Source organism: Aureimonas sp. Leaf324 (assembly GCF_001423245.1).
Taxonomy (GTDB): domain Bacteria; phylum Pseudomonadota; class Alphaproteobacteria; order Rhizobiales; family Rhizobiaceae; genus Aureimonas.
Map to the genome: position 1 here is coordinate 42,740 of NZ_LMOH01000004.1, position 21,326 is coordinate 64,065.

At 69.7% G+C, this 21,326-nt stretch carries 20 protein-coding genes; 8 read left to right on the forward strand and 12 right to left on the reverse strand.

All coding sequences use genetic code 11. The features are described from left to right. Positions 1–20 precede the first annotated feature (20 nt). On the reverse strand, positions 21–1,091 hold the full coding sequence (locus ASF65_RS04735; RefSeq protein WP_055885925.1) for an AI-2E family transporter: 1,071 nt from the start codon (positions 1,089–1,091) through the stop codon (positions 21–23). A 217-nt stretch (positions 1,092–1,308) separates the two neighbouring features. After that, positions 1,309–1,977: a YggS family pyridoxal phosphate-dependent enzyme gene (locus ASF65_RS04740; RefSeq protein ID WP_055885928.1), complete on the reverse strand. Its 669-nt coding sequence runs from the start codon at positions 1,975–1,977 to the stop codon at positions 1,309–1,311. Positions 1,978–2,367: 390 nt separating this feature from the next. On the opposite strand from ASF65_RS04740, the gene leuS reads away from it, so the two are divergent. The 5 genes from leuS to ASF65_RS04765 all read left to right on the forward strand — a co-directional run bounded on the left by leuS (position 2,368) and on the right by ASF65_RS04765 (position 8,351). Then, the gene (leuS, locus tag ASF65_RS04745) at positions 2,368–4,980 is read left to right on the forward strand and encodes a leucine--tRNA ligase (RefSeq protein ID WP_055885932.1); all 2,613 of its coding nucleotides are present in this window, start codon (positions 2,368–2,370) and stop codon (positions 4,978–4,980) included. Then, positions 4,967–5,527 carry a hypothetical protein gene (locus ASF65_RS04750; protein ID WP_055885935.1) on the forward strand — a complete coding sequence of 187 codons (561 nt, stop codon included), beginning with the start codon at positions 4,967–4,969 and terminating at the stop codon, positions 5,525–5,527. The genes leuS and ASF65_RS04750 overlap by 14 nt, the downstream gene beginning before the upstream one ends. Before the next feature lie 12 nt (positions 5,528–5,539). Beyond that, positions 5,540–6,586 (forward strand): DNA polymerase III subunit delta, encoded by a 1,047-nt coding sequence (gene holA / locus ASF65_RS04755; protein ID WP_055885938.1) that lies wholly within the window; start codon positions 5,540–5,542, stop codon positions 6,584–6,586. 156 nt (positions 6,587–6,742) lie between these two features. After that, a complete protein-coding gene (locus ASF65_RS04760; protein ID WP_055885941.1) occupies positions 6,743–7,786 on the forward strand; it encodes an aldo/keto reductase in 1,044 nt (347 codons plus the stop codon). A gap of 160 nt (positions 7,787–7,946) precedes the next feature. Beyond that, entirely contained in the window at positions 7,947–8,351 is a 405-nt protein-coding gene (locus ASF65_RS04765) for a lysozyme inhibitor LprI family protein (RefSeq protein ID WP_055885945.1), read from the forward strand. 6 nt (positions 8,352–8,357) lie between these two features. Here the strand turns inward: ASF65_RS04765 and ASF65_RS04770 are convergent, their stop codons facing one another. From ASF65_RS04770 to hemE, 10 genes are all read right to left on the reverse strand, one after another. Then, the gene (locus tag ASF65_RS04770) at positions 8,358–9,332 is read right to left on the reverse strand and encodes a ParB/RepB/Spo0J family partition protein (RefSeq protein WP_055885947.1); all 975 of its coding nucleotides are present in this window, start codon (positions 9,330–9,332) and stop codon (positions 8,358–8,360) included. A gap of 67 nt (positions 9,333–9,399) precedes the next feature. Then, positions 9,400–10,209, reverse strand: a complete 810-nt coding sequence (locus ASF65_RS04775) for a ParA family protein (protein ID WP_055885951.1) — start codon at positions 10,207–10,209, stop codon at positions 9,400–9,402. Between the two features lie 63 nt (positions 10,210–10,272). Further along, positions 10,273–11,013 (reverse strand): 16S rRNA (guanine(527)-N(7))-methyltransferase RsmG, encoded by a 741-nt coding sequence (gene rsmG, locus ASF65_RS04780; protein ID WP_055885954.1) that lies wholly within the window; start codon positions 11,011–11,013, stop codon positions 10,273–10,275. Further along, the gene (gene mnmG, locus ASF65_RS04785) at positions 10,997–12,865 is read right to left on the reverse strand and encodes a tRNA uridine-5-carboxymethylaminomethyl(34) synthesis enzyme MnmG (protein ID WP_055885957.1); all 1,869 of its coding nucleotides are present in this window, start codon (positions 12,863–12,865) and stop codon (positions 10,997–10,999) included. Before mnmG ends, rsmG begins: the two co-directional genes overlap by 17 nt. A 129-nt stretch (positions 12,866–12,994) precedes the next feature. After that, complete coding sequence (gene mnmE, locus ASF65_RS04790; protein ID WP_055885960.1) at positions 12,995–14,305, reverse strand: tRNA uridine-5-carboxymethylaminomethyl(34) synthesis GTPase MnmE; 1,311 nt, start codon at positions 14,303–14,305, stop codon at positions 12,995–12,997. Continuing rightward, positions 14,302–14,787 (reverse strand): YbaK/EbsC family protein, encoded by a 486-nt coding sequence (locus ASF65_RS04795; protein ID WP_055885964.1) that lies wholly within the window; start codon positions 14,785–14,787, stop codon positions 14,302–14,304. The genes mnmE and ASF65_RS04795 overlap by 4 nt, the downstream gene beginning before the upstream one ends. A gap of 121 nt (positions 14,788–14,908) precedes the next feature. Continuing rightward, on the reverse strand, positions 14,909–16,174 hold the full coding sequence (rho, locus tag ASF65_RS04800; RefSeq protein ID WP_055885966.1) for a transcription termination factor Rho: 1,266 nt from the start codon (positions 16,172–16,174) through the stop codon (positions 14,909–14,911). A gap of 204 nt (positions 16,175–16,378) precedes the next feature. Beyond that, complete coding sequence (locus ASF65_RS04805) at positions 16,379–16,927, reverse strand: gluconokinase (protein WP_348271163.1); 549 nt, start codon at positions 16,925–16,927, stop codon at positions 16,379–16,381. A gap of 71 nt (positions 16,928–16,998) precedes the next feature. Further along, entirely contained in the window at positions 16,999–17,526 is a 528-nt protein-coding gene (gene hemJ, locus ASF65_RS04810) for a protoporphyrinogen oxidase HemJ (RefSeq protein WP_082505181.1), read from the reverse strand. A gap of 138 nt (positions 17,527–17,664) precedes the next feature. Beyond that, entirely contained in the window at positions 17,665–18,690 is a 1,026-nt protein-coding gene (hemE, locus tag ASF65_RS04815; protein ID WP_055885972.1) for a uroporphyrinogen decarboxylase, read from the reverse strand. 615 nt (positions 18,691–19,305) lie between these two features. Between hemE and ASF65_RS04820 the strand changes: the two genes are divergently transcribed. From ASF65_RS04820 to coaE, 3 genes are read left to right on the forward strand one after another with little or no spacing between them, the layout of a single operon-like run. Further along, positions 19,306–19,905 carry a Maf-like protein gene (locus tag ASF65_RS04820; RefSeq protein WP_055885974.1) on the forward strand — a complete coding sequence of 200 codons (600 nt, stop codon included), beginning with the start codon at positions 19,306–19,308 and terminating at the stop codon, positions 19,903–19,905. Continuing rightward, positions 19,898–20,734: a shikimate dehydrogenase gene (locus ASF65_RS04825; protein ID WP_055885977.1), complete on the forward strand. Its 837-nt coding sequence runs from the start codon at positions 19,898–19,900 to the stop codon at positions 20,732–20,734. Before ASF65_RS04820 ends, ASF65_RS04825 begins: the two co-directional genes overlap by 8 nt. Next, complete coding sequence (gene coaE / locus ASF65_RS04830; protein WP_055885980.1) at positions 20,731–21,324, forward strand: dephospho-CoA kinase; 594 nt, start codon at positions 20,731–20,733, stop codon at positions 21,322–21,324. The genes ASF65_RS04825 and coaE overlap by 4 nt, the downstream gene beginning before the upstream one ends. Positions 21,325–21,326: the final 2 nt, after the last annotated feature.

Sequence of the window (21,326 nt, forward strand, 5' to 3'; positions counted from 1 at the left end):
GCACGCCAGAAAACCCGCCGTCAGTCCGCCTCCCCCGCCTCCACCGGACCGCCGAGAACGTCGCGCACGTAGAGTTCCTGCACCAGCGTCATCAGGACGGCGACCACGGGCACGGCGAGCACGAAACCGAGAAGGCCGAACAGGAGACCGAAGATCACCTGCGCCGACATGGTGAGCGCGGGCGGCAGCGAGGTCGTGTAGCGCTGGGCGATCGGCTGGGCGATGTTGCTCTCGATGCCCTGCAGGACGATGTAGAGGCCGAGCGCCCAGAGCGCCATGTCGACGCCCTGCGCGAGCGCCGCGAGCACGATGATCACGCCGGCGACGAAGGCGCCGAGCGTCGGGATGAAGGCGAAGAGCCCCGCCTGCAGCGCGAGCAGGAAGGCGTTGTTGACGCCGATCGCCCAGAGCCCTGCCCAGGAGACCGAGAAGATCAGCGCCATCGAGACCGCGTCGCCCGCCACCCACATCAGGAGCGAGTGGGCGCTCCGGTCGAGCACCTCGCCGATGCGCGCGCGCTTTTCCTTCGGGAACAGCGAGACCAGCCCGTCGCGATAGAGGCTCGGCTGCCACGACACGAAGATCGCGAGGAACAGGACGATGAAGAAGTTGCCAAGGCCCCCCAGCGCCCCGAAGAGCGCGCGGCCGGCCGAGGACACGACGCCGGACGGATCGGGCAGGAGCGACTGGAGATCGCCCGACGTGATCTCCTTCTCGACCGGCAGGCCGAGAGCGCTCAGCTGGCTCATTAGCTGGTCGGCCTGGTTGCGCACGCCGGCCAGGAGATCGTTGAACTGCTGAACGATCGTCACCCCGCCCCAGGCGACGGGGGCGATGATGAGGGCGAAGGTCAGGAGATAGACGAGACCGAGCGCCACCATGCGCGGCAGTCCGAGCCGCTGCAGGAGCCGCGCGAGGCCGCAGAAGATCGCGGCGATCAGCAGCCCGGCGAAGATCAGGAAGAAGGCCGAGGCCGCAAAGGCGAAGACGACGACGAGAAGCAGCATCCCGAGGACGATCGCCGCCATGGTCACCGTGCGGTAGGCGAGGCGTGGCGGGACGGAGGCGAGGTGGGGGGCGAGGTCGCTCAACGCGGAGATCCAATGCTGCCGGGGCGCGCCGGCGCGAAGGCCGACCCGCCGAGCCTCGTCGGGCAATCGTCCCGGAGGCTGGACGCCGGGATATAAGGCGGGCGGTACCTTCGGGAACCGACAGGCGCTCGAGGCGGGTCGCACGGCCCCCCGCGGGATCGTCCAGCCCTGTGCCTCGGGGACGGCAGCGATGAGCCGCCTCCCCCGCCCTGCGCCCCTAGCCGCGCGTGCCGAAGATCGCCGAGCCGACGCGCACGCTCGTCGCCCCGAACGGGATCGCCCGCTCGAAATCGCCGGACATGCCCATGGACAGCTTCTCCACCCCCGCCTCGCCGGCGAGCTTCTGAAGGAGTGCGAAGTAGGGACCGGGATGCTCGTCGACCGGGGGAATGCACATCAGGCCCTCGATCGCGAGGCCGAATTCCTCGCGGCACCGGCGCACGAAATCGACCGCCTCGCGCGGCGCGACGCCCGCCTTCTGTTCCTCCTCGCCGATGTCGACCTGGACGTAGAGCCGAGGGGTGCGGCCCTGGCGCGCGCTCTCCTTGGCGATCTCGCGGGCGATCTTCTCGCGGTCCACCGTCTCGATCACGTCGAAGAGGGCCACGGCCTCGGCGGTCTTGTTGGACTGGAGGGGCCCGATGAGGTGCAGCTCGACGCCGGCGAACTCCTGGCGCAGCGCCGGCCATTTGCCGGCCGCCTCCTGCACCCGGTTCTCGCCGAAGACGCGCTGGCCGGTCTGGAGGACCGGCCGGATCGCGTCGGCGTCGAAGGTCTTCGACACGGCGACGAGCTCGACCGAGCCCGGCGCACGACCCGCCTCGTCCTCGGCCGCGCGGATGCGGGCCTTGATATCTTGGATGCGGAAGGCGGCGGTGTCGCTCATGGCATTCCTTGAAGGCACGGGGGTTTCCGGCTATTTTGAGGAGTGGGTGCCGGAGCGCGAACTCCGACACCCGTCGCCTTAGATGAAGAGTTGGACCCGGAGGATAGCTTGCCAGCCTCTCCGGGTCCTTTTCACCTCAAGCGTGACGCTTAGCGGAATCATCCACATCGCTTCACTCCTTCGGACGGCAAAGCCGATGCCTCGGCCGCGGTGGCTCATCCTCCGCGGCGGCGTGGGCTGGCTTCACGCGTCTGCTTCTGCCGCCGAAGCCCGTTTATGCAGGGCGGCCCCAAGCTTGTGAAGGCGGGCATAAGTCAATATTGACTGTGGCTCCCGGCGCTTCGCGCGCCCCCGCCCGCCCGCATCCTTGCCGTGAGAATTCCGTCCGCGATGGCCATCGAACGTTACAATCCCCGCGCCTCCGAACCCCGCTGGCAGGACGCCTGGAACGAGGCCAAGCTGTTCGAGACGGACACGGACGGCGACGGCGAGGCCTACTACGTCCTCGAGATGTTCCCCTACCCGTCCGGGCGCATCCACATGGGCCACGTGCGCAACTACGCGATGGGCGATGTCGTGGCGCGCTACAAGCGCGCCATGGGCTACAACGTCCTCCATCCGATGGGCTGGGACGCCTTCGGCATGCCGGCCGAGAATGCGGCCATGCAGAACAAGGTGCATCCGCGCGACTGGACCTACCAGAACATCGCGACCATGCGCGGCCAGCTGAAGTCGATGGGCCTGTCGCTCGACTGGAGCAGAGAGTTCGCGACCTGCGACGTCGAGTACTACCACCGCCAGCAGATGCTCTTCCTCGACATGCTGGACAAGGGCCTCGCCTATCGCCGCAAGTCCAAGGTCAACTGGGACCCGGTCGACAACACCGTGCTCGCCAACGAGCAGGTGATCGACGGGCGCGGCTGGCGCTCGGGCGCCGAAGTCGAGCAGCGCGAACTGACGCAGTGGTTCTTCCGCATCACGCACTATGCCGACGACCTCCTCAAGGCGCTGGACGACCTGCCCGGCTGGCCGGAAAAGGTGCGCCTGATGCAGCGCAACTGGATCGGCAAGTCGGAAGGGCTGTCGTTGCGCTGGGCGCTGGCGGAGCCTGTGGGCGGGCTCGGGGAGGTCGAGGTCTTCACGACGCGGCCGGACACCCTCTTCGGCGCGAGTTTCCTGGCGATCGCGGCCGACCATCCGCTCGCCCGTTCCGCCGCCGAAACGAACCCGGAGCTTGCAGCCTTCGTCGACGAGCTGAAGCGCGGCGGCACGTCGGCGGCCGAGATCGAGACGGCGGAAAAGCGCGGCATGGACACGGGCCTGCGCGCCGTGCATCCGCTCGACCCGAACTGGACCGTGCCGGTCTATGTCGCCAACTTCGTGCTGATGGACTACGGCACCGGCGCCATCTTCGGCTGCCCGGCGCACGACCAGCGCGACCTCGACTTCGCCCGCAAGTACGGCCTGCCGGTCACCCCCGTCGTCCTGCCCGAGGGCACGGACGCCGCCGACTTCTCCGTGGGCGACACCGCGCATGACGGCGACGGTCGCCTCTTCAACTCCCGCTTCCTCGACGGCATGACGCCGGACGAGGGCTTCGAGGCGGTGTCGGCGAAACTGACCGCCGAGACGCTCGGCAACCGGCCGGTGGCGGAGCGCCGCGTCAATTTCCGCCTGCGCGACTGGGGCGTCTCGCGCCAGCGCTATTGGGGCTGCCCGATCCCGGTGCTCCACTGCGAGAGCTGCGGCACGGTGCCGGAGCGCCGCGAGAACCTCCCCGTCCGCCTGCCCGACGACATCGACTTCGACAAGCCCGGCAACCCGCTCGACCGCCATCCGACCTGGCGCCACGCCACCTGCCCCCAGTGCGGCGGGCCAGCGCTGCGCGAGACCGACACGATGGACACGTTCGTCGATAGTTCCTGGTACTTCGCGCGCTTCACCAGCCCTCGCGCCGACGAGCCGACCGTGCCGGCCGTTGCCGACCGCTGGCTGCCGGTGGATCAGTATATCGGCGGCATCGAGCACGCGATCCTGCATCTCCTCTACTCCCGCTTCTTCACGCGGGCGATGCGCGCGACCGGCCATCTCAACCTCGACGAGCCGTTCCGGGGCCTCTTCACGCAAGGCATGGTGGTCCACGAGACCTACCGTGACGGGCGCGAGTGGGTGCCGCCCGCCGACGTCGCGATCGAGGAGGTGGACGGCACGCGCACCGCGCGGCGCCTTTCCACCGGCGCGCCGATCGAGATCGGCGGCATCGAGAAGATGTCGAAGTCGAAGAAGAACGTCGTCGACCCCGACGACATCATCGGCTCGCTCGGTGCCGACACCGCGCGCTGGTTCATGCTGTCAGACTCGCCCCCCGAACGCGACGTCATCTGGACCGAGGCCGGCGCCGAGGGTGCGCACCGCTTCGTGCAGCGCGTCTGGCGTCTCGTCGCCGAGACCGCCGAGGTGCTGAACGGGCTCGGCACGGGCCTCGGCGAGACGAGCGCGGCGGCGACCGCCGTGCGCCGCGCCGCCCATCGCACGGCCGCGGGCGTCGGCGACGACATCGAGCGCCTCGCCTTCAACAAGGCCGTCGCGCGCCTCTACGAACTCGTCAACGCGCTCTCGTCCGCCCTGCAGGAGGCCGCCCTGCGCGAGGACGCGAGCCTGCGCGAAGCGGCCCGCGAGAGCCTGTCGATCCTCGTGCGCCTCGTCGCGCCGATGATGCCGCATCTGGCCGAGGAATGCTGGCGGGCGCTCGGCCAAGGGGGTCTGTGCGCCGCCGCGCCCTGGCCGAAGGCCGATCCTTCGCTCCTCGTGCAGGACGAGATCACTCTGCCCGTCCAGATCAACGGCAAGAAGCGCGGCGACATCACCGTGTCCGCCAAGGCGGGCAAGGACGAGGTGGAAGCCGCCGTCCTCGCCCTGCCCTTCGTCGCCGAGGCGCTGGGCGGCGCCGCCCCGAAGCGTCTCGTCGTGGTTCCCGGAAGGATCGTCAATGTCGTCGCCTAAACGCCTCGCACTGGTCGTCGCCGCCCTGGCCCTGTCGGGCTGCACCTCCGGTCCGCTCTACGGCACGACGGCGGTCGATCCGGCGACCGGCGCGCGCTCCTCGGTGCTGACCGACCTTCGCGGCCGCATCGCGCTGGCGCCGGCCTCGACGCGCACGGCGCAGGTCTTCCGCAACGCCATGCTCTACAAGCTGAACGGGGCAACGCCGGTCTCCGCGCCGCTCTACGAGCTGCGCTACACCGCGGCGGCCACCGACCAGGTCTCGGCCGTCGAGGCCGGCACGGGCACGCCGAGCGCCGCGCTCTACCGCATGACGGTGAACTACGAGCTCGTGCGCACTGCCGACGTCAAGGTGCTCACCACCGGACAGCGCTTCGCCATGGTGCCGTACGATCGCACCAACCAGCTCTTCGCCGCCAGCCGCGCGGTGATCGACGCGCGCGACCAGGCGGGCGAGGCGGTGGCCGAGCGGATTCTCGGCGCCATCGCGCCGGTGCTCCAGCGCGAGGTCTTCACCGACGAGCCGGCGATCACGGCCAAGAACTGACGGGGCGGGGGCTTGGCACAAAAGAAGGCGCACGAGGTCGACGCCTTCCTGTCGCGGCCCGACACGTCGTTTCCCGTTCTCCTCCTCTACGGCCCCGATCCCGGCCTCGTGTCGGAGCGGGCCGAGACGGTGGTGAAGCACTCCGGCGTGCCCGCGAGCGACCCGTTCTCGCATGTCGTCCTGCAGGCCGAGGATCTCGAGCGCGACATCGGCCGCCTGTTCGACGAGGCGCGCACGGTCTCGCTCTTCGGCGGCCGCCGCCTCCTGCGCGTCAAGGGCGCGGGCAACGGCCGGAACCTCGCCGACGCGGTGGCGGACCTTGCCGCCGATCCGCCGGCCGACTGCACCATCCTGATCGAGGCGGGGGACCTCAAGAAAAGTGCGCCCCTGCGCACGCAGGTGGAGCGTGGGCGCGCCGCCATGGCGTTGCCCTGCTACCAGGACGAGGACAAGGCGCTCGACCGGATGATCGACGAGGAGCTGGCGGCAGCCGGCCTGTCGATGGACCGCGCGACGCGCGAGATGCTGCGCGCCCGGCTCGGCGCCGACCGGCTGGCCTCGCGCGGCGAGGTGCGCAAGCTCTGCCTCTACGCGCTCGGCAAGGGCCAGATCGCGGAGGAGGACATTGAGGCGATTGTCGGCGACGTGTCGGCGGAGACCGTCGACGAAGCGGTGGATGCGGCGGCCAGCGGCGAGGTCCGACGGCTGCCCGAACTCATCGGCCGCCTCGTCTCGTCGGGCACCTCGACCTTCCAGCTGCACGGCGCGCTCCTGCGCTTCTTCCAGGGGCTGCAGGTGATGCGCGGCGAGGTGGAGACGAAGGGCACCCCGATCTCGGCGGTGGTCGAGCGCCGCCGCCCGCATTTTCGCCGTCGCCCCGCGATGGAGGCCGCGCTCGGCGCCTGGGACGGGGCGGGGATCGCCGCGGTCCTCAGCCGTCTCGAGCACGACATCCTCCTGTCGCGGCGGGAAGCGGCGCTCGCCGTGACCGTGATGCGTCGCAGCCTGATCGAGATCGGCGTCGAGGCCGCGCGGCGACGCGCCCGCGCGCGCCGCTGAGAGGCTGTCGGTCGCTTATCGGCCCATTCAAGCACGTTTACGCGCAAAAGATTTCATCGGACCGCAAATCCGACGATCTCACGCGCCGCGAATATGCTTTAACAGGCGGACGAACGGGCCGGGAGGATCGGCTCGGGACTTTGGGGGAGGATGACAATGGAATACCGCACGCTCGGGCGATCGGGACTGAAGGTCTCGGCGCTCACCATGGGCACCATGACGTTCGGCGGCGCCGGCGTCTTCGGCAGCGTCGGCTCGACCGGCACCGACGAGGCGAGGGGGCTGATCCATCTGTGCCTCGACGCCGGCATCAATCTCATCGACACCGCCAACATGTATTCCAACGGCCTGTCGGAGGAGATCATCGGCGATGTCCTCGGGGCTAAGCGCCCGAACGACGTGCTTCTCGCCTCCAAGGTCCGCATGCGCATCGGCGAGGGACCGAACGACGAGGGCCTGTCGCGCCATCACGTGATCCGCGAGTGCGAGCGCTCGCTGAAGCGCCTGAAGACCGACGTCATCGACATCTACTACTGCCACGAATGGGACGGCACGACGCCGCTCGAAGAGACGATCGCCGCGCTCGACACGCTCGTCAGCCAAGGCAAGATCCGCTACATCGGCTGCTCCAACTATTCGGCCTGGCAGGTGATGAAGGGGCTCGGCATCTCCGACCTCCACCATCATCCGCGCTACATCACCCAGCAGATTCACTACACGCTGGAAGCGCGCGAGGCCGAGTACGAGCTTCTGCCGCTCTCGGTCGACCAGGGCCTCGGCGTCCTCGTCTGGAGCCCGCTCGCCGGCGGCCTCCTGTCGGGCAAGCATCGCCGCGGCGCCTCGGCGGAAGGCTCGCGCCTCACCGCCGGCTGGACCGAGCCGCCGATCCGCGACGAGGATCGCCTGTGGCGTATCGTCGACGTCCTCGTCGAGATCGGGGAGGGCAGGGGGGTCTCGGCCGCGCAGGTCGCGCTGGCATGGCTGCTCGGCCGCCCGGCCGTCGCCTCGCTGGTGATCGGTGGTCGCCGCGAGGACCAGTTCCGCGACAACATCGCCGCCGCCTCGCTAAAGCTCACCGACGACGAGCGCCAGCGCCTCGATGCGGTGAGCCGCCCGCCCGTGCTCTATCCCTACTGGCACCAGTACAACACGGCGCGCGACCGCTTCGGCCCCGCCGACCGGGTGATCGACCACGGCTGACGCGACGGGGCGCCGGCTCGACCGGCGCCCACCCTCCGTCAGGTCGGTCCTGCCGGGGAACCGCGTTGCTCAGAACGGTCGCGGATAGCAATCGCAACGACTTGCCCGCGCGGCGCCGTCGCGGCATCGTCACGTCCGCCTCATTCGATACGGGACAACGATGCGACTCGCCCTGACCGCCGCCACGCTCCTCGCCCTCGCGCTTCCCGCCATAGCCGAGGAGATCGACTGCACCGACCCGCAGACCCAGACGGACATGACGCTGTGCGCGCAGGCCGATCTCGACACGGCCGACGAGACGCTGAACGCGCTCTACGCCAAGGTGCGCGAGCGGCTGAAGGGCGAGGACGAGAGGCTGACGGCCCTGCGTGACGCGCAGCGGGCCTGGATCGCTTACCGCGACAGCGAATGCGCCTTCCGCTCCTCCGCGGTGGATGGCGGCAGCGCGCAGCCGATGGTCGAGGCCCAGTGCAAGAGCGAGAAGACCGCGCGCCGCAGCGCCGATCTTCAGGACTATCTCGACTGCGAAGAGGGCGACATGGCCTGCCCGCTTCCGGCCGAGTAAGCCGGCTTACAGACTGCGGATACGCGGGCCGCCGTCGCCGTCCTTCCGTTCGCCCGCCTGAAGCAGGCGACAGACCGCGTCGAGCTGGTCGAGGTCGCGGAAGGCAAGCTGCAGCGTGCCGCCTTGGCCCGCCATTTCGATCGACACCGGCAAGCCGAGCGTCTCGGACAGAAGGTCGGCGAGTGCCCGCGCATCCGAGGCCTGCGGCGCAGCGGGGGCCACCGGCGTGCGGCGGCGCGGGGCGGGCTTCGGGGCAGGGGGCGCATCCGGCCCGCGCGCCAGACTTTCGGCCTCGCGCACGCTCAATCCCTCGTCGACGATGCGCCGGGCAAAGGCTTCCGGGTCATCCTGCGCCACCGCGGTGCGCGCGGCCCCTGCCGTGAGTTCGCCCCGCTGCACCATGTCCTTGACGCTGTCGGGCAGTTTCAGGAGGCGCAGCGTGTTGGCGACGTGGCTGCGGCTTTTGCCCACGACGTCGGCAAGATCGGCCTGCGTGTAGCCGTGTTCGGCGATCAGCATCTCGTAGCCGAGCGCCTCTTCGATCGGGTCGAGGTCGGCGCGTTGGACGTTCTCGATGATCGCGATCTCGAGCGACTGGCGGTCGGAAATCTCGCGCAGGACGACCGGGACGTCCTTCAGCGCCGCAGCCTTGGCAGCGCGCCAGCGACGCTCGCCGGCCACGATCTCGAAGCCGCCGGCGCCCTCGACCCGCCGCACCAGGATCGGCTGCACCACGCCGTGCTGGCGGACCGATGCCGTCAGTTCCTCGAGTTCGGTCTCGTCGAAGTGGCGGCGCGGGTTCTTCGGGTTCGGCCGGAGCTCTGAGGGCGCGACGCGCCGCTCGCCGACCTGGGCTTCGCGCGCCATCGCGGGGCCCGGAAACGCACTACCCGCCCGCGAGGGCAGGGTCGAGGAGGCCGAACCGCCGATCAGCGACGCGAGCCCGCGTCCCAGCCTTTGGCGTCCCTTGTCCTCGGTCATGCGGGGTCTCCTGGTTCAGATGCGGGGGCGTCTTGCCCGAAATCGATGGGTCGGCGAACCGGACGGGTCAGGCGGCGGCGAGATCGCGCTCGCGCTGGATGACCTCGGACGCCAGCCGGATATAGGCCTGACTGCCCGAACACTTCATGTCGTAGAGGATCGCCGGCTTGCCGAAGCTCGGCGCTTCCGAAACGCGCACGTTGCGCGGGATGATCGTCTCGTAGACGTGGTCGCCCATGTAGGAACGAACGTCGCGCACCACCTGGCTTGCGAGATTGTTGCGCCCGTCGAACATCGTCAGCACGATCCCGTGCAGGGACAGCGCAGGGTTCAAGGTGTCGCGCACCTGCTCCACCGTTTCCAGAAGCTGGCTGAGACCTTCCAGCGCGAAAAACTCGCACTGGAGCGGCACCAGGATCGCATCGGCCGCGGCCATGGCGTTGACGGTGAGAAGGTTCAGCGACGGCGGGCAGTCGACCAGCACGAAATCGAAGCGCGCGGTCTCCTCGACATGGAAATGCAGCGCGTCGCGCAGGCGATAGGCGCGGCTGGCCGCGGTCGAGATCTCCATCTCGACGCCCAGAAGATCGAGCGTCGAGGGGATGACCCAGAGGTTCGGGACGGCCGTCTCCATCGCCGCATCGGTGACCGACGCGCTTTCGACCAGCACGTCGTAGGACGACACCGCGCGGTCCTCGCGATCGATGCCGAGGCCCGTCGAGGCGTTGCCCTGCGGATCGAGGTCGATCAGCAGCGTGCGCTTGCCGATGGCGGCCAGCGCCGTCGCGAGGTTGATGGCGGTCGTCGTCTTGCCGACGCCGCCCTTCTGGTTCGCAACCGTGATGACCCGCATGCGCGGGACGGAAAGCGTGTCCATCGTGTCAACTCCACCCGGGTCTGGCCAGGCCGGATCCATGCCTTCGGTTGCGGGTCGCGATCCCTAGCGGGCCGCCAGGCGCTCGAGGCGACGGATCTCCAGGAGCACCGAGCCGTCTTCGACCGGCGAGGCATGCTTTACCATGTCGAAACGCCAATGGGCAGCGGCTTGCGCGATCTCGCTCTCGTGAGTGCGTCCCTTGAGGAACCAGTAGACGGTGTCCGGCCGCGTATGAGGCGCGACGAGCGCGAAGAGATCGTCGAGCGAGGCGAGCGCACGCGCGCTGATCGCCTCGACGGCGGACAGGACCGAACCGCAGTCCTCGATCCGTTCGGCGTGGACCGTCGCGGGAAGCGCAAGCTCGCGCGCCACCGTGCGCAGGAACGCCGCCTTCTTGGCGTTGCTCTCGACGAGATGCACCTCGCCGCCCTCGCGCTCGGCCATGAGGATCGCGAGGATCAGCCCCGGCAGTCCGGCGCCCGAACCGAGATCCGCCCAGCGCGAGATGCCCCTGGCGCGTTCGCCGAGCACCAGCCCGTCCTCGACATGCCGGGTCCAGATTTCCGGGATCGTCGCCGGCGAGACGAGGTTGATGCTCTTCTGCCAGGTCCGCAGCAGGGCGACATAGGCGTCGAGCCGTTCCCCTGTTTCACGTGAAACAGCGTGCCGCGACAGGACGAGCGCGCGCTCCTCGGCGAGCTTCGCCTCCGTCGCGGCCTTGCCCATCTTCGGCTTGGGCGCGGGGCGCTGTACGTCGGTCGGCTTGCGGGGCGGTGGGCCCCGGCGGTCACGCGGCGCGGGCAAGGTCTTGCTTTCGAAGAGCGACAAGAAGGAGCGCAAGCGCCGTCGGGGTCATGCCGTCGATGCGCTCGGCCTCGGCAAGGCTCGCCGGTCGGCGCTCGACCAGCTTCTGACGAAGCTCGTTGGACAGGCCCTTGATCCCGGCGAAGTCGAACCCCGCCGGAAAGACCTTCGCCTCGTCGCGCTTCAGCTGCATCTGGTCGCGGCGCTGGCGATCGAGATAGACATCGTAGCCCGCCTCGATCTCGATCCGTTCCCGAACCGATCCCTGGATCGCCTCGAGTTCCGGCCAGACTTCGGTCAGGTCGTCGAAGCCGATATCGGCGTGCGAGAGGAGCACCCAGGCCGAACGGGTGCGCCCGTCCTGATTCACCGGCAGACCCTTGCGGGCCGCCTCGCTGCTCGTCAGGGTCAGGGCTTCCAGCGTGGCGCGCGCGGCGCCAAGCGCCGCCTCGCTGGCCTCGAACGCCGCACGGCGTTCGCTGTCGGCCAGTCCCCATTCCATGCCGAGCGGGGTCAGGCGGCGGTCGGCATTGTCGGCGCGCAGGCTCAGGCGGAACTCGGCGCGGCTCGTGAACATGCGATAGGGCTCGGTGACGCCGGTGCGCGTCAGGTCGTCCACCATCACGCCGAGATAGGCATCGGCACGATCGATCACGACGGGCTCGGCCCCGCCGGCACGCCGCGCCGCGTTGAGGCCGGCGAGCAACCCTTGCGCCGCCGCCTCCTCGTAGCCGGTGGTGCCGTTGATCTGCCCCGCCAGGAACAGGCCGGGCACGGCTCGAACCTCCAGCGCCCGCGTCAGCTCGCGCGGGTCGACATGGTCGTATTCGATGGCATAGCCGGGTTTCAACACCTCGACCTTTTCGAGGCCCGGCAGCGAGCGCAGGAACGCCTCCTGCACATCTGCTGGCAGCGAGGTCGACAGGCCGTTGGGATAGACGGTCGCATCGTCGAGGCCTTCCGGCTCGAGGAACACCTGATGGCCGTCGCGGTCGCCGAACTTGACGATCTTGTCCTCGATCGACGGGCAGTAGCGCGGGCCGACCCCTTCGATCTCGCCGGAATAGAGCGCCGAGCGATGGAGGTTGTCGCGGATGATGCGGTGCGTCTCCGGTGTCGTGCGGGTGATGCCGCAGTCGATCTGCGGGTTCGCGATCTCGGTCGTCAGGTAGGAGAACGGGTAGGGCTCGGCGTCGGGACCCTGCCGGTCGAGCGAGGCCCAGTCGATCGTCGTGCCGTCGAGCCGCGCGGGCGTGCCCGTCTTCAGGCGGCCGAGGCGGAGCCCCAGGCGGCGCAGCGTGGCGGAGAGGCCGAGCGACGGCTTCTCACCGACGCGCCCCGCCGGGATCTTCTCCGTGCCGATATGGATGAGCCCGTTGAGAAACGTGCCGGTGGTCAGCACCGCCGCGCCGCAGGCGATCCGGCGGCCATCGTCGAGGACCACGGCCGCAACGCGCCCGGCTGCATCGAACTCAAGATGGAAGGCGTCGCCCTCGACGACGGACAGCCCGTCCTGCGCGCGCACCGCGGCCTGGACGGCCGCCTTGTAGAGCTTGCGGTCGGCCTGCGTGCGCGGGCCCCGGACGGCGGGTCCCTTGCGCCGGTTGAGAAGGCGAAACTGGATGCCGCCGCGATCGGCCGCCCGGCCCATCACACCGCCGAGCGCATCGATCTCGCGCACGAGATGGCCCTTGCCGATCCCGCCGATCGCCGGATTGCAGCTCATCGCGCCCACAGTCTCAAAGGCATGCGTCAGAAGGATCGTCGCCGCGCCCGTACGCGCGGAGGCGCAGGCCGCCTCGACGCCCGCATGGCCGCCGCCGATCACCACGACGTCGGCGGAAACATCCATTGGTTTCTGTGTCATGGGACGGGTTAAGCCGCAGCGGACCGAGACTGTCAATCGAGGCCGATCAGGCCGCACCTGCAAGCCGAGCCGCAAGTCGCTCGGCCTGCCCGTTCTCCACCCGCACCTCCGGCCTCACTTCCCGATGCAGAACTCGCCGAAGATCACGCCGAGAAGGTCCTCGACCCCGGTGCGGCCGGTGAGGCTTCCCAAGCGGTCGGCGGCAAGGCGCAGCGTTTCGGCGGCGACCTCGGGCGGCTGGTGCTCGGGATCGTAGGCCTCCAGCCATTCCAACGTGCCGGCGATGATTTCGCGGTGGCGCAGGCGCGTCGGCACGATCTGGCTGGGATCGCCGGCCTTGTCACGCGCGGCGGCGGTGATCCGATCGAGAAGCTTGCCGATCCCGTGGCCATCACGCGCGGAAACCGCGAGGTCGAAGTTTGCCGGCAAACCTTGCGGAGCGAGATCGGACTTGGTGCGAACGTGAAATACCGGCGCGTGGGTCTCCAGCGTTGCCGTTTCCCCCTCCGGCGCGACGAGATGGAGCACGAGATCGGCCGCGTCGAGCGCCCGGCGCGCGCGCTCGACGCCGATCGCCTCGACGACGTCGCCGGTCTCGCGCAGTCCCGCGGTGTCCGACAGGCGCACGGGGATGCCAGTGAGGTCGAGCCGCACTTCGATGACGTCGCGCGTCGTGCCGGGGATCGCCGAGACGATCGCGACGTCCCGCTCGGCCAGCGCGTTGAGGAGGCTGGACTTACCGGCATTCGGCGCTCCCGCGATCACGACGTGGAAGCCGTCGCGCCAGATCTCGCCACGCCGTGCGCCAGAGAGGCTCTCGCGCATCTCGGCGGCGAGGCGCCGCACCTCGGCCGAGACGCCCGCCGACACGTCGTCCGCAACGTCGCCCTCGTCGGAGAAGTCGAACGCCGCTTCGATCAGTGCCCGCGCCCTGAGGAGCCGCCGCATCCATCCGTCTGCGAGCTGGCGCATGCCGCCCTCGGCCTGGGCGAGCGCCTGCGCGCGCTGGCCCTCGGTCTCGGCGGCAAGGAGATCGGCAAGCCCTTCCGCTTCCGTCAGATCGATCCGGCCGTTCTCGAAAGCGCGGCGGGTGAACTCGCCGGCCTCGGCAAGGCGGATGCCGGGCAGGGCGCAGAGCGCGGCCAGCATCGCGCCGGCGACCGCCCGTCCGCCATGGACGTGAAACTCGGCGAGATCCTCGCCCGAGACCGAACCCGGCGCCGGAAAGAACAGGAGCAGCCCGCGATCGATCGGCGCGCCCGTGCCGTCGCGAAAGGTCCGGAGGGACGCGCGGCGCGGCTCCGGCACGCCGCCGGCGATCCGCTCCATCGCCAGACGCGCCTGCGAGCCGCTGACCCGCAGAACCGCGATGCCCGCCGGCAGCGCGCCGGAGGACAGGGCGGCGATCGTGTCCTCAAAGCTCACCGGACGGCGATCACGTCGGCGTCGCACGCGATGCGAAGCGCGTCCGGCACGGTCTCGAAGACGTGGAACGGCGTGCCCGCCGCCGCCCAGACGAAGGGGAAAGCCAGGAGGTCGCGGTCCATGAAGGTGCGCAAGGGGCGCGGGGCGCCGAGCGGCGCGACGCCGCCGATCGCAAAGCCGGTCACGTCCCGCACGAAGTCGGCGTCCGCCCGGCCGAGCGCCTCGCCGACCACGGTCGCGACCGCCTTCTCGTCCACGCGGTTGGCGCCGGACACGAGGAGGAGATAGGGCTCGCCCGTCTCCTTGCCGCGGAACACGAGGCTTTTCACGATCTGGCCGACCGCGACCGAGACGGCGCGCGCCGCTTCTTCCGCGGTGCGCGCGATGGTTTCCGTTTCCACGACGCGGATGGGCAGGCTTTTCGCGAGCGCCGCGATCTCCACGCGCCGCACGGCATCGGGTCGGGTCGGACGATCGGACATGGCGGCGCGGCCTCGGGCTGGTGGCGTCGCCTCCGGCTCTAGCGCATCGCGGCGCGCGATCCCACGAAAAAGGCCGCCGTGTCGCCACGGCGGCCCTTCGATGCGCGCTCGGCCTGCGGCCTTACGTGTTCATCGAGTCGAAGAAGTCGGTGTTCGACTTCGTCTGCTTCAGCTTGTCGTTGAGGAACTCGATCGCGTCGGTCGTGCCCATGGGCGCGAGGATGCGGCGCAGGACGAAGATCTTCTGCAGGTCCTGGCGCGGCACGAGGAGGTCCTCCTTGCGCGTGCCGGACTTGAGGATGTCCATCGCCGGGAAGATGCGCTTGTCGGCGACCTTGCGGTCGAGCACGAGCTCGGAATTGCCGGTGCCCTTGAACTCCTCGAAGATCACCTCGTCCATGCGCGAGCCGGTGTCGATGAGGGCCGTCGCGATGATGGTGAGCGAGCCGCCTTCCTCAATGTTGCGCGCCGCGCCGAAGAAGCGCTTGGGCCGCTGGAGGGCGTTGGCGTCGACACCGCCGGTCAGGACCTTGCCGGAGGATGGGACGACCGTGTTGTAGGCGCGGCCGAGGCGGGTGATCGAATCCAGAAGGATCACGACGTCACGTCCGTGCTCGACGAGGCGCTTGGCCTTCTCGATCACCATCTCGGCGACCTGCACGTGGCGCGTCGCCGGCTCGTCGAAGGTGGAGGAGACGACCTCGCCCTTCACCGAGCGCTGCATGTCGGTCACTTCCTCGGGGCGCTCGTCGATGAGCAGCACGATGAGGTAGCATTCCGGGTGGTTGGCGGTGATCGAATGCGCGATGTTCTGCAGAAGCACCGTCTTGCCGGTGCGCGGCGGGGCGACGATCAGCGCGCGCTGGCCCTTGCCGAGCGGGGCGACGAGATCGATGACGCGGGCCGAGAGGTCCTTCTTGGTGGAGTCGGCGAACTCCATCTTGAAGCGCTCGTTCGGGTAGAGCGGCGTCAGGTTGTCGAAGTGGCTCTTGTGCTTGATCTTCTCCGGGTCGTCGAAGTTGATCGTGTTGACCTTCATGAGGGCGAAGTAGCGCTCGCCGTCCTTGGGGCTTCGGATCGTGCCCTCGACCGTGTCGCCGGTCTTCAGCGAGAAGCGGCGCAGCTGGGAAGGGCTAATGTAGATGTCGTCCGGGCCGGGCAGGTAGTTGGCCTCCGGCGAGCGCAGGAAGCCGAAGCCGTCCTGCAGCACCTCGACGACGCCCTCGCCGATGATCTCGACGTCCTGCGCGGCGAGGCGCTTCAGGATGGCGAAAAGGAGCTCCTGCTTGCGCAGGACGGAGGCGTTCTCGACCTCGTTCTCCTCGGCAAAGGCGACCAGTTCGGCGGCGTTCTTGTTCTTGAGGTCCTGGAGTTTGATCTCGGACATGTCAAAAGGGCTCCAACCCCATCCGGACCTTCGAAGGGTCGCGCGGCACGGGGGCGTCAACGATCGGGGGATGGGTCAGGCCGGAACGAGGATGGACATGTTCGGCTGAACGGGCGGGATCGCAGGCATGGCTGCGTCGCGCCGGAGGCGGGTTACGCGTTCAGTCTATAAGGCCGCAGGCGGGCCAGCGCAAGCGGGCTTCGCTCAGCCGCCGATCGGCGCCACGGGTCCGAGGGAAAGCTGGTGCAGCGCGTCGTCCACCACGGCCTCCGGCGACGCCTCGACCGACACGCGCACGCCGTCCTCGTCCGGCTGCAACGGCTCGAAGTCGGCATATTGCGAGGCGAGCAGCGAGGGCGGCATGTAGTGTCCCTTGCGCTTCTCCATGCGCTCGCGGATCAGCGCCTCGTCGCCCTTCAACTCCACGAAGCGCACCCGCGCCGCCGCCCCGCGCAACACATCGCGATAGCGCCGCTTCAGCGCCGAGCAGGTGATCACGGTGGAACGCCCGGCCGCCGCCTCGCCCGACACCCAGTCGCGGATCGCGACCAGCCAGGGCGCCCGGTCTTCGTCGTTCAGCGGGATGCCGGCCGACATCTTGTCGATATTGGCCTTCGGGTGAAACTCGTCGGCCTCGGCGAAGCGCCAGCCGAGCCCCGTCGCCAGCCCCTTCGCCGTGGTCGTCTTGCCGGTGCCGGACGGGCCCATGACGACGAGGCAGACGGGGCGGTCGGAGGCTGGGGCTACGGACAAGGGGAACCTCGGCTCCGGGGGATTTCAGGTCCGCGTTAGATCGCACCGGCGGGGCGAAAGGCAAGCCGCGATCAGAAGGGCTTCACCACCACGAGGATCACGATCACCACCATGAGGAGCGCCGGCACCTCGTTCATGATCCGCCAATGCCGGCTCGACTTGGTGATCTCGTCGCGCTCCAGCCGCTTGCGCGAAGCCGACAGGTAGCCGTGGACGCCCGACAAGAGCACCACGAAGAGGAGCTTGGCATGCAGCCAGCCGCCCCGGAACTGGAACACCTCGATCGCGAGCCACAGGCCCGCCACCCAGGTCACGACCATCGCCGGGTTGATGATGCCGCGCATCAGGCGCCGCTCCATCACCTTGAACGTCTCGGCCTCGCGCGACCCCGCCCCCGCCTCCGTGTGGTAGACGAAGAGGCGCGGCAGATAGAGCATCCCCGCCATCCACGAGATCACCGCGAGGATGTGAAGGCTCTTCACCCACGCTTGCGCCTCGAGCGGCACCAGCCCGAACAGGACGATTGCCAGCACCACGCCGCCGGCCAGCGCATAGAGCAGCGAACGGTCCTTCGCGACGGGCTTGGGCAAAACGGTCATGGCATCCTCCGGCAGGGCTCCCCGCCTGCCTAGTCGAGAACCGCACCGAACGGAAGCGGTGGGGTGAAGACGGGGGCGCCGCCCCCGACCCCGCCAGGGGAAATGATTTCCCCTGGCGGGGTCGGGGCGGCAGCCCCGCTATCCCCCCCGCCGCACCCGCTCGACGAGGTGCTCGACATGGGCGATCGGCGCGTCAGGCGTGATGCCGTGGCCGAGGTTGAAGATCAGCGGGCCGTGGCCGAGGCTCCGGAGGATGGCGTCGATGCCCTCGTCCAGCGCGCGGCCGCCGGCGATGAGGCGGAGCGGGTCGAGGTTGCCCTGGACCGGGCCCTGCCGCTGGAGATCGGCGGCGAAGGAGAAGGGGACGGACCAGTCGAGGCCGACGGCATCGACGCCCGTGCCCTCGCGATAGGCGGGCAGGAGCGGTCCGGCGCCCTTGGGGAAGCCGATGATGCGGGCCTGGGGCACGGCGGCGCGCACGCGCTCGACGATGCGCCGGGTGGGGCCGATCGAGAAGCGATGGAAGGACAGTTCGTCGAGGACGCCCGCCCAGGAATCGAAGATCTGGACGCAGTCGGCCCCCGCCTGCAGCTGGCGGATCAGGTACTCGGCGCTCATCTCGGCGAGGAGCTCCAGAAGTTCGTCCATGGCCTCCGGGTGCTGGTAGGCGAAGCGCCGCGCCGGACCCTGGTCGGGTGTGCCGTGGCCGGCGATCATGTAGGTCGCCACCGTCCAGGGCGCGCCGCAGAAGCCGATGAGGGTGGTCTCCTCGGGGAGTTCGGCGCGCAGGCGCGTGACGGTTGCGATCACGGGCGCGAGGTGGGTCTCGGCGTTGGTGGGGTCGAGGCCGGCGATCTCGTGCGGCGCGATCGGATCCATCTGCGGACCCTCGCCTTGCACGAAACGAACGTTGCGCCGCAGGGCATCGGGGATCACGAGAATGTCGGAAAAGAGGATCGCCGCGTCGAAGCCGAAGCGGCGGATCGGCTGCAGCGTCACCTCGGTCGCAAGATCCGGATTGTAGCAGAGGTCGAGGAAGCCGCCGGCCCGCGCCCGCGTCTCGCGGTATTCGGGGAGGTAGCGCCCGGCCTGGCGCATCAGCCAGATGGGGGGCGGGAACACGGTCTCGCCGGCGAGAACGCGCAGGAGCTTGCGCTCTGGCATGGGACACCTTTCGGGAAGCGGCACGGGCGAGGCGAGGGATGCCCGGCGCGAGACCCCGCGTCCAGTCTCTTTCGAGACGGCCGGAGGGCTGAGCGCCGACCGCTCGTCAGATAGCCCGGAGGGTTTTCCCGTCCGCCCCTCTTAGAAAAGAAATCCATGAATCTGAGATTCTGATTCTATGAGTCGGTGGATCATGGGAATTCACAGGGGCGAAACGATGGGCCGCAAACCGGGGTCCGATGCGGCAGGCGGCGCGATGGGGCGAAGTGGCTGCGGCATCAGGCGGTTGGCCGCGATCGCGGCTCGGGGGTCAGCGGGCGCGTCCCCGAAATTCACAAGCGCACGCCCACAGCCTCCCGGCGCTCGTGAACTGTGGATGACGGCGGAGTTTTCAAACGGGGCGAAATCGCTTGCCAGCCGGCCGCGCCGCCGGTCCCCTGATTCCCACAGAGGGCCGACAATTGCGGGGGGCGCTTCAGCTTTCGCTGGACGGGCGGGGGAGAATCGAGTCCCGCTTCGTCCGGCGGCTTCCCGCATTTCGCGGGCTCAAATAAACAAGCGCTGTTTGAACAAAGATTTAAGGACGCGCGGCAACGCGCGGGAAAGGATGCCGGCATGAATCGCGATCTCGTCCTGGCCTCGGGAAGCCGCCACCGGCAGGCGCTGCTCACGCAAGCCGGCATCCGGGCCGAGGCCGATCCCTCGACGCTGGACGAGCGACTGGTCGAGGCGCCGCTGAAGGATTCCGGCGCGACGCCCGACGAGGTGGCGCTGGTGCTGGCCGAGGCGAAGGCGGTCGACGTGTCCGAGCGGCGCCCCGGGGCGCTGGTGATCGGGGCCGACCAGGTCCTGTCGGTCGGCGACGAGATCCTGCACAAGCCGGCCGACATGGAGGCCGCGCGTCGCACGCTCCTGAAACTGTCGGGCCGCACGCACGATCTCGACAGCGCCGTGGTGCTGGCCGAAGGGGGGGCGGCGGTCTGGCGGCATGTCTCGCGCGCCTCGATCACCTTCCGCGACCTCACGCCGGCCGAGATCGGGCGCTACCTCGCCGCGGCCGGAGACGGGGTGCTGACGAGCGTCGGCGCCTATCAGGTGGAGGGGCGCGGCCTGCAGCTGATGGAGCGGATCGAGGGCGACCTCTTCACCATCATCGGCCTGCCCATGCTGCCGCTGATCCGGGAACTCCGGGCGCGGGGCGCGCTCGATGCGTGAGGCCCCCCGCGCCTTCGTCACCGGCTGGCCGATCTCCCATTCCCGCTCGCCGCTGATCCACGGGACGTGGCTTCGCGACCTGCGGATCCCGGGCTCGTATGAGCGGATCGCCGTACCGCCGGAGGATTTCTCGAGGTTTCTCGACCGGCTGCAGGGCGAGGGCTTTGCCGGCGGCAACGTCACCATCCCGCACAAGGAAGCCGCGTTCGCGGCCGCCGCCCGGCTCGACGCGGCGGCCGAGGCGATCGGCGCGGTCAATACGCTCTGGTTCGAGGACGGCCTGCTGACCGGCGGCAACACCGACGCCTACGGCTTCTCCGCCAATCTCGACGAGCGGCTGGCGGGCTGGCGCGAGGCGCGAACTGCGGTGGTGCTGGGCGCGGGCGGTGCGGCCCGCGCCGTGGTGCATGCGCTGCGAGAAGCCGGGATCGCCCGCATCACCATCCTCAACCGGACGCGCGCACGCGCCGAGCGTCTGGCGGACGCCTTCGGGGCCGAGGCGGGCGGCGAGGACGACTTTTCCGCGCTCGCCCGGTCCTGCGACCTCGTGGTCAACACGCGGCCCGCCGACCCGGAGGGCCTCCGCGAGGCCGACACGCGCGCGATCGAGGCCCTGCCGGAGGGTGCCCTCGTCACCGACATCGTCTATGTCCCGCTGGCAACGCCGATCCTTCAGGCCGCCTCCGCGCGCGGCCTTCGCACCGCCGACGGGCTCGGCATGCTCCTGCATCAGGCGGTGCCGGGCTTCGAGCGCTGGTTCGGGCAGCGGCCCACCGTCGACGAGGCGCTGCGTCGGGCCGTGATCGCCGACATCGAGGCGCACGCGTGAAGGTCCTCGGCCTCACCGGCTCGATCGGCATGGGCAAGTCGACGACGGCCGAGATGTTCGAAGCGCTCGGCGTGCCCGTCCATTCCGCCGACGCCGCCGTGCACCGCCTCTATGCCGGGCGCGCCGCGCCGCTGGTGGAGGCGCGCTTTCCCGGCACGGTGCGGGACGGCGTCGTCGATCGTGCGGCGCTCGGCGCGCGTGTCCTCGGCGACGCCGAAGCGCTTGCCGCGCTGGAAGCCATCGTCCACCCGCTGGTGCGCGAGGAGGAGCGGGCGTTCCTTGAGGCCGCGCGCGAGGCCGGGGCGCCGCTGGCAGTCCTCGACATTCCCCTTCTCTTCGAGACCGGCGGCGAGGGGCGGGTCGATGCCGTCCTCGTCGTCACCGCGCCGCCGGATGTCCAGCGCGCGCGCGTCCTCGCGCGCCCCGGCATGACGGCCGAGCGGTTCGAAAAGATCCTCACGAGCCAGATGCCGGACGCCGAGAAGCGACGCCGCGCCGACTTCGTGATCGACACGGGCGAGGGACTGGAACCTGCACGAGCCGCGGTGCGGCGGATCGTCGAGGGGTTCGGCGCGCTGCCCAAGACCTGAGG